The sequence below is a fragment of the Streptomyces pseudovenezuelae genome (genome assembly GCF_029892565.1).
GTDB classification, from domain to species: domain Bacteria; phylum Actinomycetota; class Actinomycetes; order Streptomycetales; family Streptomycetaceae; genus Streptomyces; species Streptomyces pseudovenezuelae_A.
In genome coordinates this window covers 733,051-747,228 of the sequence record NZ_JARXVH010000005.1, presented here as the reverse complement: position 1 = coordinate 747,228, position 14,178 = coordinate 733,051, and the positions used below count along the sequence as shown (strand labels likewise).

General features: G+C 68.1%; 6 protein-coding genes and 3 pseudogenes. 6 read left to right on the top strand and 3 right to left on the bottom strand.

Annotated features, from left to right (window positions below; all coding sequences use genetic code 11):
* The first annotated feature begins 18 nt into the window (after positions 1-18).
* The 4 genes and pseudogenes from M2283_RS19780 to M2283_RS19760 form a co-directional block, all read left to right on the top strand.
* The gene (locus M2283_RS19780; protein WP_280877595.1) at positions 19-1,065 is read left to right on the top strand and encodes a phosphotransferase enzyme family protein; all 1,047 of its coding nucleotides are present in this window, start codon (positions 19-21) and stop codon (positions 1,063-1,065) included.
* A 198-nt stretch (positions 1,066-1,263) separates the two neighbouring features.
* A pseudogene (locus M2283_RS19775) lies at positions 1,264-3,237 on the top strand (ATP-binding cassette domain-containing protein).
* A gap of 446 nt (positions 3,238-3,683) precedes the next feature.
* Positions 3,684-6,314: a valine--tRNA ligase gene (locus M2283_RS19765; protein ID WP_280877592.1), complete on the top strand. Its 2,631-nt coding sequence runs from the start codon at positions 3,684-3,686 to the stop codon at positions 6,312-6,314.
* 44 nt (positions 6,315-6,358) lie between these two features.
* Positions 6,359-6,892 (top strand): annotated as a pseudogene (locus tag M2283_RS19760) (DNA-methyltransferase); the annotation flags it as partial.
* Between the two features lie 264 nt (positions 6,893-7,156).
* Here M2283_RS19760 and M2283_RS19755 read toward each other — a convergent pair.
* The 3 genes and pseudogenes from M2283_RS19755 to M2283_RS19745 all read right to left on the bottom strand — a co-directional run.
* A complete protein-coding gene (locus tag M2283_RS19755; protein ID WP_280877591.1) occupies positions 7,157-9,424 on the bottom strand; it encodes a tyrosine-type recombinase/integrase in 2,268 nt (755 codons plus the stop codon).
* Positions 9,421-10,599: a tyrosine-type recombinase/integrase gene (locus tag M2283_RS19750; RefSeq protein ID WP_280877590.1), complete on the bottom strand. Its 1,179-nt coding sequence runs from the start codon at positions 10,597-10,599 to the stop codon at positions 9,421-9,423. Before M2283_RS19750 ends, M2283_RS19755 begins: the two co-directional genes overlap by 4 nt.
* Positions 10,600-10,719: 120 nt before the next feature.
* Positions 10,720-10,947, bottom strand: a pseudogene (locus M2283_RS19745) (DUF5655 domain-containing protein); the annotation flags it as partial.
* Positions 10,948-11,412: 465 nt separating this feature from the next.
* Here M2283_RS19745 and M2283_RS19740 point away from each other — a divergent pair.
* Positions 11,413-11,637 (top strand): helix-turn-helix domain-containing protein, encoded by a 225-nt coding sequence (locus M2283_RS19740; protein WP_280877588.1) that lies wholly within the window; start codon positions 11,413-11,415, stop codon positions 11,635-11,637.
* Between the two features lie 260 nt (positions 11,638-11,897).
* Complete coding sequence (locus M2283_RS19735) at positions 11,898-14,009, top strand: AIPR family protein (protein ID WP_280877587.1); 2,112 nt, start codon at positions 11,898-11,900, stop codon at positions 14,007-14,009.
* The last annotated feature ends 169 nt before the right edge of the window (positions 14,010-14,178 follow it).

Here is a 14,178-nt window from a genome sequence, read left to right as displayed (position 1 = left end):
CGGCGGTCGGTGATCTGAATGGACGCAGAAGGCTGGGGCGAGACGCTGACCGCTGAAGTGCTGGAAGAGAGATATGGGCTGATCGCTGCTGTCGTCGAACCGGTGCACATGGGCACGGACACCATCAACCGACGAGTCCTGACGGACGACGGGGTGCGACTGTTCGTCAAGCAGTACCGCTCGATGGCCGACCTGGACGCGGCACGCAATGCGTGGGACATGTCGGAGTACTGCCGGGCCGCGAAGCTCCCCGTTCCACGCGTGTGGCCCGATGCCAACGACAACCTGGTCACCGTCGCGGGAGGCAGTGCGTGGGCCGTGGTCGACGAGGCCCCCGGTCGGGTGACCGCGTCGGCGATGACGATCCCGCTCGCCGAGCACATCGGCGTCGTCATGGGGCGCATGCACCGTGCGCTCGCCGCGTATCCGCTGCCCAGGCGCGTGCAACACACCCGCTGGTGGACCGAGCCCGTCGAGGACGCCGTGGCGAGATGCGACATCGTGATGGTCAGGGCCCGGCGCCAAGGCCACGATCGTCTGGACAAACTGCGTGTTGACCTCGACCAGCGACGCGAGGACCTGCGCACCCACGTCCCCCGGCTGAGGGCTCGGCTCCCCGAGACGCTGGTGGAACAGGCACTGCACGCGGACCTGACCCGTACCAACCTGATCGTCCTCGCCGATGCCGTCACCGGAGTCATCGACTTCCGCTGCGCCGGCGCGCTGCCGGCCTGGGAACTGGGGCGGGCGGCCTTCGACCCGCGCACCGTCGCCACCAGCACAGAGTGGGCCGATTGTGCCCTGGCCATGGCGAGGGCCTACCGCTCGGAGCACCCCCGTCTCCCGATTCGGGAAGTGCGGGCCTGCGCACGGATCGCGCTGCTGTACATGCTGTCCAGCCTTTACGGCGCCACCACCGCCGAGTACGACCTGCCGGAGGAGGCGGAGACGGACCTGAAGCGCTACTGGCGCGAGCGTCAGATCGCCATCCGCCGCCTGCTCGGTGACATTGAGGGCCTGGAAGACGAGCTCACCGTCCTCGGAGCGAGCGGAGGCGCCGTGTGACCATCCATCAGCTTCCGACCGTGCCCAACGAAACGACCGACGAGCGACAGCCTCAACCATGTACGGCATACAGGGGGACGTCTTGGCGCATCGAACCGTGATCGGTCCGCACCCGGTACTCATCCGCGAACGGCGTGCGCAGCTGGAATCCCGTACACCCCTGGTCGGGCATCGCGTGTCTACGGAGGGCTGCAGCCGATGACAACCGTCTCGAAGCCCACCGGGACCACCGCGCCGACGGACGAGGGGGAGGCGTCGGATGAAGAGCTGAAGTTCGTCATCCCCGGCGACCGCCGCATCGAAGCCGCCAACGCGATCACAACCCGTGCGATGGCCCAACGCCTGCCCCAACTGATCCGCCGCTCCCTGGCCCTGGGCTGGCAGGTCGACCGGACCGCGGTCATCGCCCTGCTCGGTGTCCAACTGCTCTCGGGAGTGTTGGAGGCGTTCGGGCTGATGGCCACCACGGGTGTGATTAAGCCGCTGATCGCTTCCCAGCACATCAGCGCCGACCAGCTCCGCTCCGCCGTACCGTCCCTTGTGGTCCTGTCGGGGGCCATCGGTCTGCGTGCCCTTCTTGGCATCGCCACCACCGCACTGTCGGCCCGACTCTCCCCGCGTATCGCGCGGGAGGCCGAACTCGAACTCCTCGACGCCGCGACCAAGGCGGAACTGGCCGCGTACGACAACCCCGGATACAACGACCGCTGGGACGCGGCCGACCGGGGAGTGGAGGTCTCCAGGGACCTTCTCACCCAAGCCCAGTACATCCTCGCCGCGTCGGCATCGCTGATCGCCTCAGCGTGCGTTCTGACCGCTGTGCACCCGATCCTTCTGCCACTGCTCGTGCTGGCGGCCCTGCCCAAGGGCCTGGCCAGCGTGCGGGGAGCGCGCATCAGCTACATCGCCTCGCTCGCCACGTCGAAGGACCGGCGGCTACTGGGCATGCTGCGTTGGTACATGGTCGACAAGCAGACCGCCGACCAGATCCGCTCGGGCACCATGGCGCCGTTCCTGCTCGACAAGTACCGCACGGCTGGGGCACGGATCGACGCGACGACCGACCAGGCCACCTGGCGCTCTGCCAGGATCTCCCTGGTGGGTGGGGCTGCGGGAGGTCTCGCCCACGCGGTCGTGTGGGCGGCGTTGGCGCTGTTGGTGTCCGCCGGGCAGATCTCGGTCGCCGCGCTCGGCACCGCGTTCCTCGCGCTGGGCCGCGTCAGCGCAGGACTGGACGGGATCGTCGGCTACGGAGCCCAACTCTTCCGCACGGGAATGTTCTTGGACGACTGGGCGGACTTCATCGACGAAGCCGGCGGACACCGAATCGACCGTGGCCCTCAGGTGCCGGCCGGGCCCACGGTCGTACGCGCCGAGAACATCACCTTCCAGTACCCGAGCGCCGACCGCCCTGCCCTCGACGGCGTGTCCCTGGAGGTCCGGCGCGGTGAAGTCGTCGCGCTGGTGGGCGAGAACGGGTCCGGCAAGACCACCTTGAGCAAGATTCTTTCGGCTCTCTACCTTCCGGATCAGGGAGGAGCCGTCACCTGGGACGGCGCCGACACCAGAGACCTGGACGCGCATGCCACCTGGGCACGTGTCGCCGTCGTACCGCAGTCCTACGCGAACTGGCCCCTGTCAGCGCGGGAGAACATCACCCTCGGCCAGGCCACCGAGGAAGGAGACGACGCGGTGCTCGCCGCAGCGCGTGCCGCAGGTGCCGACGAGGTCGTCGACGGGTTGCGCAGCGGGTTGAACACCCTGCTGGCCAAGGAGTGGTGGGGTGGTCAGGAACTGTCCGGCGGGCAGTGACAGAGGATCGCACTCGCCCGGGCGTTCCATCGGCCGGCCGGACTGCTCGTCATGGACGAACCAACCGCCGCGCTCGACCCGAGGGCCGAGCACCGCATCTTCACCGGACTGCGCCGCCTCGCCGCCGACCGCGCGGTCGTCCTGGTCACCCACAGGCTCACCAACGTGACCGTCGCTGACCGCGTCGTTGTCTTGGACAAGGGGCGTGTGATCCAACAGGGCACCCCCGACGAGCTGCTGGCCCAGCGCGATGGCCTGTTCCGTGAACTGTGGGACCTGCAGAACGAGCGCTCCGGGCGTGTACCAGCCCCGGCCGACTCCGAAGAGAACGGGCCGCTGAACCAGCCAGCCTTGTTCTGAACGATTCGGCACCCGAGAGAAGGCCCCAGAGGCGAGCAGAGACAACGCCTCCCGCCAGGCCCGACTGAACCTCCGAACGGCGAGAGGTCCTCGCCGTGCCGTGCAACTGCTCGAAGTCCGCGCGGAGTCCTCGATCAACCGGGCGTCGCTATGCCGATACTCGCCGGCCCAGCACACCGTCCGGTCCGTACCCAGCTCACATGGACTGTGTGGATCAGAGTGCGCATCCCCAGCCGAGGCATCGGCGAGATCCTTCGCCTTGGTGATTCGCCACCACCCCGCAGAGGGACGACCCTGAAGGGGGGTAGGCTGAGAGAGGCCGTACGGGAGTGTTCTTGGTCACACTTGAATCGCATCCGTGCGGCCTTTCATGCCCTGACCTGTGTCGGTTTTGAGGTGAAAAGCCCACGCAAGTGCGGGGATGCCGGGCCCATAGAATGGCCGTCGTGACCGACAACACTCAGCGCCCCGACAGCGGGCCGAACGGCGCCCCCGAACTGCCGACCCAGTACACGCCGGCCGAGGTAGAGGGGACGCTGTACGAGCGCTGGGTAGAGCGCGGTTACTTCGAGGCTGACGCGAAGAGCGACAAGCCCGCGTACACCATCGTCATCCCGCCGCCGAACGTCACCGGCTCCCTCCACCTGGGCCACGCCTTCGAGCACACGCTGATCGACGCCCTCACCCGCCGCAAGCGCATGCAGGGCTACGAGACGCTGTGGCAGCCCGGCATGGACCACGCCGGCATCGCGACCCAGAACGTCGTCGAGCGGGAGCTCGCCAAGGAAGGCAAGTCCCGCCACGACCTGGGACGTGAGGCGTTCGTCGAGCGGGTCTGGCAGTGGAAGGCCGAGTCCGGCGGTCAGATCGCCGGGCAGATGCGGCGCCTGGGCAACGGCGTCGCATGGAGCCGTGACCGCTTCACCATGGACGAGGGCCTGTCCCGTGCCGTCCAGACCGTCTTCAAGAAGATGTTCGACGACGGCCTGATCTACCGCGCCGAGCGCATCATCAACTGGTGCCCGCGCTGCCTGACGGCGATCTCGGACATCGAGGTCGACTACCAGGACGACGACGGCGAGCTCGTCTCCATCAAGTACGGCGAGGGGGACGACACGGTCGTCGTCGCCACCACGCGTGCGGAGACCATGCTCGGTGACACCGCCGTCGCCGTTCACCCCGACGACGAGCGCTACAAGCACCTCGTCGGCCGGCGCATCGCGCTGCCGCTGACCGGCCGCACGATTCCCGTCGTCGCCGACACCCACGTCGACCCGGAGTTCGGCACCGGTGCCGTCAAGGTCACTCCCGCCCATGACCCCAACGACTTCGCCATCGGCCAGCGGCACGGCCTGGAGTCGCTGACCGTCATGGACGAGCGCGGCGTCATCACCGTCCACGGCCCCTTCGAGGGGCTCGACCGCTTCGAGGCGCGGTCCGCGATCGTCGCCGCACTGCGCGCCGACGGCCGGATCGCCGCCGAGAAGCGGCCGTACGTCCACTCGGTGGGCCACTGCTCGCGCTGCAAGACGACCCTTGAGCCGCGACTGTCCCTGCAGTGGTGGGTGAAGGTCGAGACGCTCGCCAAGGCCGCCGGTGACGCGGTCCGCGACGGCCGGGTGAACATCCACCCCGCCGACCTGTCGCAGCGGTACTTCGACTGGGTCGACAACCTCAACGACTGGTGCATCTCACGGCAGTTGTGGTGGGGCCACCGGATCCCCGTCTGGCACGGCCCGAACGGCGAGACCGTGTGCGTCGGCCCCGACGAGCAGCCGCCGAGCGGCGAGGGCTGGGAGCAGGACACCGACGTCCTCGACACCTGGTTCTCGTCCGGCCTGTGGCCCTTCTCCACGCTGGGCTGGCCCGAGAAGACCGCGGACCTGGCCAAGTTCTATCCGAACTCGGCCATGGTCACCGGCTACGACCTGATGTTCTTCTGGGTCGCCCGGATGATGATGTTCGGCCTGTACGCGATGGACGGCGAGATCCCCTTCCACACCATCGCGTTCCACGGCATGGTCCGTGACGAACACGGCAAGAAGATGTCGAAGTCGTTCGGCAACACGGTCAATCCGCTCGACTGGATGGACAAGTACGGCTCCGACGCCCTGCGGTTCACCCTCGCGAGGGGCGCCAACCCCGGCACCGACGTGCCGATCGGCGAGGACTGGGTCCAGGCGTCCCGGAACTTCGCCAACAAGATCTGGAACGCGACGCGGTTCGCGATGATGAACGGCGCCACGATCGAGGGCGAGCTGCCCCCGGCCGAGCAGCTGTCGGCCACGGACCGCTGGATCCTGTCCCGGCTGAACACCGTCGTGGCCGAGGCGGACGCGTACTACGACGACTACCAGTTCGCGAAGCTCGCCGATGCCCTGTACCACTTCGCGTGGGACGAGGTCTTCGACTGGTACGTCGAGCTGTCCAAGACGACGTTCATGGCCGGCGGCGACGCGGCCAAGGTCTCGGCCCGCGTCCTGGGCGAGGTCCTGGACGTGACGCTGCGCCTGCTGCACCCGATCGTCCCGTTCGTGACGGAGACGCTGTGGACCACGCTCACCGGCCGAGAGTCCGTCGTGATCGCCGACTGGCCGGCGGACAGCGGGTTCCGCGATGCCGCAGCCGAGGCGGAGATCGAGAGCCTCCAGCAGGTGATCACCGAGGTTCGGCGCTTCCGCTCGGACCAGGGGCTGCAGCCCGGCCAGAAGGTCCGGGCACGCCTGGATCTGCCGGGTACGCAGCTCGCTGCCCACGAGGCGGCCATCCGTCAGCTGCTGCGACTGCAGCCGGAGGGTGACGGCTTCAGCGCCACGGCGACCCTCCCGGTCGCCGGTGCCACGGTCGCGCTCGACCTGTCCGGCACGATCGACGTCGCGGCCGAGGGCAAGAGGCTGGCCAAGGACCTTGCCGCGGCCGAGAAGGAGAAGGCCCAGGCGGAGGCCAAGCTCGGTAACGAGGCGTTCCTGGCGAAGGCGCCCGACAACGTGGTGGAGAAGATCCGTACCCGTCTCGCGAAGGCCGAAGGGGACATCGTCCGGCTGCAGGACCAGATCAACAACCTGCCGCCGGCGTAGCAGCGAGAGCAGTTAAGCAAGGCCCGGCCATCTCGATCGTACGCCGCTTCTGGCTCACCCTCCTGCTCACCGAGTCCTACCGCGCAACCGTCGAGTCCGGCAGCGCGCTCGTCTTCACCGACTGGCGGCAGCTGCCGACGACGACGGATGCGCTCCAGGCCGCCGGGTGGACATGGCGGGGGATCGCCTCGTGGCACAAGCCGGTTTCCCGGCCGCAGAAGGGCCGACTCAAGCAGTCGTGCGAGTACATCGTCTGGGGAACCAAGGGGCCCGTAGACGCCAATCGGAACCCCGTCTACCTGCCCGGTCTCTACACGGCGAGTCAGCCGCGGAAGGGTCGCGTGCACATCACGCAGAAGCCGGTGGAGGTGATGCAGGAGCTGGTGAAGATCTGTCCGCCGGGCGGAACGGTCCTTGACCCCTTCACCGGGTCCGGGACGACCGGCGTCGCAGCCCTGCGAGAAGGCCGCCAATTCATAGGTGTCGAACTCTCCAAGCACTACGCCGACATCGCAGAGGAGCGTCTCCAAAATGCTCTGACACAGCACGACTTCGAGCTTGCCGGACCTGAGGAGTGAGAGCGAGAAGTCCCGTCACTGGGGCCAGAACGCAGGAAAGGGCGGTTGCGTCACCAGGTTGGTGTGACGCAACCGCCCTTGACCATGGGGCGAATCAGGAGGTTTCGATGCTCTGCCGGATTAGATCACCCGCCCGATCGAGATCCTCACGCGATCCGATCCGTATCTCGACGCCATCCCGGATGCCTAGGCACCCCAACCCGCGGATATCTCGCGAGAAGCCGTCCTGCATCTCCACCGTGTCGGGGTCCAGCTTCAGATTGACTACGAGCACTCGGTTGCGAGGCTGAACGCGCACCGTGGCGACATTCTTGATCCGCCTGTACGCGATGTAGTGGAGCTGGGTCTCCTTCTGCACGTCGCTGTGCGAGAGGAGAAACTCGTCGAGGTCCGGGTGGCCTCGCTGGTGAGGAAGTCGCCGGGGTGGGCGGTGCCGGGTCCGGCGACCCAAACGTGCTGAAGGACGTTCTCCAGGTCCGACTGGGTCAGGTGGACGTAGTGCTCGGCCATGCGCTCTGAGACATGACCGAGGTAACGGCGGATGTGCGTCAGACTCGCGCCGTGCCGCAGCAGCCGGGTGGCCAGCGTGTGCCGGGCCTGGTGGGCGACGTAGTGACCACCGAGGTCAAGCTCGGCGAGCCAGCTGCGGAAGCCGGTGTGGAACCAGGTGTAGGACAGAGCGCGGCGGCCGTCGGGGTTGAGGATGTCGGTGGGGAACAGGGCCAGGTGAGCTCGCTCGGCAGTAGTGGGCGGCCGGCCGGCGTGCCGGTCGGCGTAGTGGGTCAGAGTCTTTTGGCGGCGTTCTTCGAGCCGGTCCAGGAGATGGTCGGGGATGCGGACGGCCGCGTTCAGGTTGCCGACCTTGGTCTGGTCGTGCCAGAGCAAGGGCAGCCCGCCGTAGCGGCCGATGCAGTCCAGACGGAGCTGGATGACCTCGCTGGCGCGCCGGCCGGTGACAATAATGGTTTCCCACATGTCCCTCAGGCCCCGGTCGTGCGGGTCGTGGCCGTCGGCGAGCTGCTGCAGGTTGGCCTCGTCCGCAAGCGCCCGGGCGACTTCGTCGGGGAAGGGGTTGCGGCTGCGTGGCGTGCCCGGGCCGCCGACCGGCATGGCGGCGATGAAGTCGCGGTCCAGGCCGATCTGGTCGGCGCTGCCGCTGTCCAGCGAGCCGCGCAGCAGGGACCGGCCGTAGTTGAACACCATCCGGCGCGAGTTCTCGGTGACCTTCGCCCTTCTGCCGTCCAGGCGTGCCTGGCCGCGGAACGCCAGGCCGAGACGTTCGCGGTTGCGCAGGTCCGCGGCGAAGCGGTGTGCGTGCTCGCCGCGCAGCACGGTGGGGTCGTGGCCGCCGCCCGGCGCCTCCGCCTCCAAGAACGCGGACAGTTCGGCGCCGGCGCGGCGCACGAAGTCCACCGGCTGGGCGCTGCGCGGGCAGGTGGGCGAGCGCAGCACGTCGGCGATGTGCTCCCACAATAGGTCGCGCAGCCACCGCTGGGTGATGCAGGTCAGGTCGACGTAGCTGGAGCGGTGGGGGAAGCGCACCCCGAAGTGCTCGGTCTCGATGTAGCCGGTGTCCCGGGTGTCGGAGGGGGTGAAGTAGATCTTCCGCAGGGCCTGTTGCATCTCCTGGACCATGCGCCGGTGATAGTCGCGGCGGAAGACGGACGCCTCCAGGCCGGCCAGGGAGTCCACGGCGCGGCGCTGGCACTCGTCCGCGAGTGACTGCACCCACGTCAGGTGCCACACGGTAACGGGCTGCAGGCCATGGACATACATGCCCCACTGAAACTCCGCCCGCAACAGGGGCCGCAGCCCGCGCAGGTTGACCGTTCCGGTGCGGTGCACCGGCAGCTGTGCGCGGCACCAGTCGCGGAAGGCGACTTCGTCCTCGCAGGTCACCGGGACAGGGCGATCACGGCGCTCGTAGGTGGCGAAGAAGTTCTTCGGCGGCTTCGCCCCGCCCGGCCGCCCGGCCCGGATGTAGCCGCGCTCGTGCGCGCCGCACAACCCTAGCGGCGAGGCGGCCAGTTCGTCGCACACGTCCGCGCGGCACTCGCCGTAGCCCGGGAGTGCCGGCTGGTCGACCAGCCACCGCTCGAACTCCGCCTCGCCCCCGCCGGGGTGCCGCTTCAGGTGGCTCAGCCACCGGTTGCGGTGCCGAAAGCACAGCACCAGCTGCAGGCTGAACGCCGGACGCTCGGGGCAGATCCGGCACATCATCGCCTCCGGCATCTCCGTGGCCGGCAGCGGCTGCGCGGTCCGCAAGAACTGAGCCCGGCTTATGCCGCGCCCCTCCGCCTCCTGCCACTGCTCGGCGTGCACCGAGCACATCGCGTAGCGCCGCCAGCGGGGCCGCGCGCAGTCGACGACCGTGCAGCTCCACGGATAGACCGAGTGCGTCGGCGGGATCTTCAGCACCCCGCCGCGCAGCACCGGGTCGAACTCGGGCCCGTTGATCAGCGCGGTGAGCACCTCCAGCCGGTCCCGTCGCGTGCGGGCATCCTGCTGAGGCAGCAGCGACGGCGCCGTCACTTCGCCTCACCCCAGACCGTGCGCAGAGCGGCATCGAAGACCGGGTCGTGGACATCGACGTGGCCGTAGACCTCATCCACCATCGCGGCCGAGGCCCAGCCGCCGGCGTCCCTGGCGATGAGCAGGTTGCCGTCGGCTGCGTCGAGAACCGCTGAAGTAAACGAGTGCCGGAAGGCATGGGGCTTCACGACCCCCAGTCCGGCGCGCTTCCCGGCCCGGCCGAGCATCCGCCGGGCCCCGACCGGCGCCCACGGCTGTCCGGTATCGGCGCCGTGCAGCTGGACCATGAGCATGCCGTGCCCGGCGCCGCGCGGGTACTCGGCGGTGAGGTACTCGAAGTAGGTGTGCACCATCGCGGGGCTGACCCGTTTGATCAGCCCGCCGGTCACGATGCCGTGCTCGACCCGCCAGGGGTGCTTGGTCTTGGCCTCGGCCCGGTTCGGATTGCCGGGCCGGTGGCAGACGTGCAGGTGAGGGGCGCGGCACTCGCCGCAGGCCGCGTTCTCACGCAGGTGCAGGTCGACCAGGTGCAGGCCGCAGAGCTCGCCGATGCGAAGCCCGCCGTCGGCAAGCCAGGTAACCACCAGCCGGTCCCGGGCGGCGTTCACCGTCTCCAGCAGCCTCTCCCGGGCGCCGTCCGGAAGCATCTTCGGGTGCCGGCGGTGCGGCCCCTTCGGCGCCAGCGGGTTTGTAGGCAGCGACGACTTCACATGCCCGAGGAACGAACGGCGCCGGTCCACCCGCGACGGCAGCCGCGACCTATCGAGTCTCTTGCCGAGTTCGTCGTTGATGCCGAGGGAGGACTGATGCAGATAGAAGCCCTTCAGGCAGGCCGCCGCAGTCGACAGCGCGGAGTGGCTGTATGGGCGCTTGCCGACCCGCCACGGCTCGCCGAGCGGCATACGGACCTCCGCGCCGACGATGCCCATGTACCGTTCCAGGTCCCGCAGTTGGACTGCGGTGAAGGCCAGGCACTCCCGCTCCAGCCACCGCAGATGGTCCACCAGCAGATACGCGTACGTCCTCTGCGTTCCCGAACCATCATGCAGACGCAGGAACCGGTCCGCCTCCGTGTGCACCGTCCCCTCGGGCCACACGATCGTCCACGACCGCCGCCCGTCCTTCCGCTCGATCTGCTGGACCCTCAGGTCCCCGACCACAACGTGCCGTGCCACTCGTCCTCCGTACCGACTCCAGAACATGACAGACGTCCCGGACACGGTCGGTAAACAAGCCCGGGACGACCTGGTCACAGTCCCAGACGGACATCACGGGCAGGACTACCTGCGGTCGGTAAACTCGATTACCGCCGGGCTGCCGTTCTCGTCCAGCCCCAGGGTGTCGATTCGCCCCCGGTGCCACGGACCGGTCGTGTACTCCGACGCCAGGAACCGGATGCCGAGCATCTGCTGCAGCCCAGCCTCGACCCGCCGCTGCAGCTCCACCTCCAGCGCCACCGTCGAACCCGACAGCTCGACATCCCGCCCGTCCGCGTCCCGCCGGAACAACATCAGCTCCGCCACCAGCGCCCCCTCCCGCGATCCTTGCACCAAGATCAATCGAGGAAGCCCGCCGACTATTCCTCACTCGGATTGGCACTCTGCGATCCACTCAGCTGCGGGAGTGGCGGAGACCCCCGATCGCACATGCAATTAGGCGGCACCGAAGGGTCGTCCCGTAAATGACCTACCGAATGGTGCGGCTCAGGCCGCCTGCCGGGCGGGCTGCTTGTTCAGCCGGTGAGGGCGAGGTTGTGCAGGCGTGCGATGCCGAGCTTGGCGTGGTCACACCGTCGCCATTCAGGCGGCAGTCGCGGAGGATCTACCAGGCCTTCAGCCGGGCGAGAGTGTGCTCTATACGGACTTCGACCTGCGACATGTGCAGTCCCAGCTCATCCTTGACGCCGTTGGTGCTGGACTTGCTTGACGGTCGCGGAAGATTTTTGATGGTCTGAGCACACCCTGACGGGTGGCGCTCGTTGTTCGGACATGGACGAGATAGCCGATCCTGCTGGGAACGCCGGTGAGGACTGGACGGTCGAGCACCGCTTCCGGACCGTGGTGAAGGTGCTGGACGGTTCGCCGGTGGCGGAGGTGGCCCGCCCGTATGGCACGTCACGACAGTCCCTGCATACCTGGTTGCGGCGCTTCCGCGAGGGCGGACGAGACGGGTCGAAGGACCGGTCCCGCCGGCCGCACAGCTCACCGTCGTGAGTGGGGGGTGTGGGCCGAACCTTCCCCAGCACGAAGCGTGCCCGCCCACTTCCTTGCGGACGGTCTCGACCAGACCGTGAAGTTGTTCGGTTCGCACCTCCGAGCTACCAAGGTGTCTGCCTTCATGCGTCTACAGCCGGAAGTCACCCCCCGGCGAGAAATCCGTTCGATTTACACCTTCCATCAGCGGTTGAGATACGGCCTCAAGGACTGCCCACCGATAGGGTGTTGACGATCTGAGGCATTGACAGGGGTGGATCGTGAGCAAGCTGCACGTGGGGTACGTCCGCAAGGCGATCGAGGACCGTTTCACCGGCCTCATCGATATGTCGGACCAGGCGCGCCTGTCGGAGGCCAATCGCCATCAGGCGCTCCTGAGCCGTGGTCTGGCCGCGCTCGCCGCGCAGATCGAGCACCCGTGCAGTGACCGGATCGCCGCCACACGAGTCTTCGACGGGCAGGACGACCAGGGCCTCGACTCGATCGCCGTGGACTTCGGAACCACGCGCTCTCGGATCTGTCTGGTGCAGGCGAAGTGGAGTGACCAGAACAAAGGTAGCTTCGGCGAGGCCGAGGTGCACAAGATGTTCCACGGTCTGGAGCTGATGCTCGACCGGAACTTCGGCCGGTTCAACCGCCGCTTCCAGCCGTTCGTCCCCGACATCGAGCGGGCCTACGACTCCGGCACTCCGAAGATCACCCTGGTGCTCGCCCTCATGCGCGAGGCGCCGCTCAGCGACGGCGTGCGCGAGCTGATCAAGATGAAGCAGGACGAGCAGAACCAGGTCGTCCGCGACATGGTTGAAGTCAAGGTCCTCGACCTGCGCGACTTCCACCGCGCGACTCTCGGCGATTCCGCCGCACCGAAGATCGACACCAAGGTGCAGTTGGAGTGCTTCGGTCAGGAGTCGAGGCCATACAAGGCGATGTACGGCACCATGACTGTCCCCGACCTCGCCGATCTCTATGAGGAGCACCGGCGCGGCCTCTTCGCCCGGAACATCCGTGACTCCCTCGACGAGAGCGACGTCAACTCCAAGATCAGGGAGACCCTGCGGGAGGAGCCCGAGCACTTCTGGTACTTCAGTAACGGCATCACCATGCTGTGCGAGTCGATCCAGCCGATCGGCCGGGCGCTGCCCGGCAAAGTGGGCAACTTCCAGCTGTCCGGAGTCAGTGTGGTCAACGGCGCGCAGACGGTGAGTGCCATCTACCGGGCCTTCACCGAGGACACGGGCGCGGCGCAGGACGGGCGGGTCCTTGTACGCCTGATCTCCCTGGAGGACTGCCCGCCCGGCTTCGGCGACCAGGTGACCACCACCACGAACACGCAGAACCCGATCGAGGAGCGCGACTTCAAGTCGCTTGACCCCGGCCAGGTCAGACTTCGCGACGACTTCGCTATGCTCCTCAAGCGCAGTTACGTCATTAAGCGCGGCGAGACGGTCCCCGACCCGGCGCACGGCTGCTCCATCACCGAGGCCGCCGAGGCGCTCGCGGCTGTCAGCCCGAACGCCCGGCTCGCAGCCGTGGCTAAGCGTGACGACAACCTCGCCGGGCTGTGGGAGGACCACAACTACCAGGAGACCTTCGGCCCCGAACCGAACGTCTTCAAGGTCTGGCGCAGCGTCGAGCTTCTCCGTGAGGTCCGGGCGCAGCTGCAGTTCCTGCGTGAGGGGCTGGTGTGGCGCGCTGACGCGGCGGCCTTCTACGGTGACCTCCTGGTCACCCACATCGTTTATCGCCGCCTGGACACCCGGGCCATCGAGGATCCGGAGTGTGACTGGGCAACGGAGCTCGCCAAGGTGCCCGACCTGGTCCGTGAGTCCCTGTCCTGGGTGCTCGATGCGATTGACAACGAGTACGGCACGACCAGCCACATCATCGCCGCCGTCCGGAACACGGAACGGATTGAGCGAGTGGTACGTGCGGCTCTGCGCAAGCTCGACTCCGAGGAGAAAGCCCCGGAGCTCAACGATGACTACCAGGTCGCCACGGCCGAGGCCCGAGGGCGGAAGGTGAACGCCGTGACGACCCTTGTCGCCGCCGGCGAGATCGAGGAGGGCACGGTTCTGGAGTTCCGCCCGTACAGCAAGCCGGAGCGCCGCGAGATGACTGAGTGGCTGGCGGCGGATCCGCGGCGGGCCCAGGCGACGTGGAGCAACGAGGTGGGGCGTAACCCCTTGCAGTGGCACGCTGACGACGAGTGGTACTCGCCCAGTGGCCTCGCGCGGAAGATGCGCCGTGAGGCGTCCGGCGTGGACAGCGCGGCGCAGGGCACGATCCGATGGTTCGTGCCGGGGCAGGGGTCGCTGGACGAGCTGGCGCTGGCGGTGCGGCTGCGGGAGGGCAACGAGCCGACGGAGAAGTGAGCGGAGCCAGGGAGTAACGGGCTGGGGCGCCACTGGCCCAGCCCCGTCACCCGCCTCAGCCCAGGCCTTGTCGGTGCTCCCCTGTAGGGTCCGGGGGCACTGACCTGCGCACCCTCCGGCCTGGCGGAACGCGCCTTCGGAGGCGCCCCTGCGGCCGTAGGATCGCAGG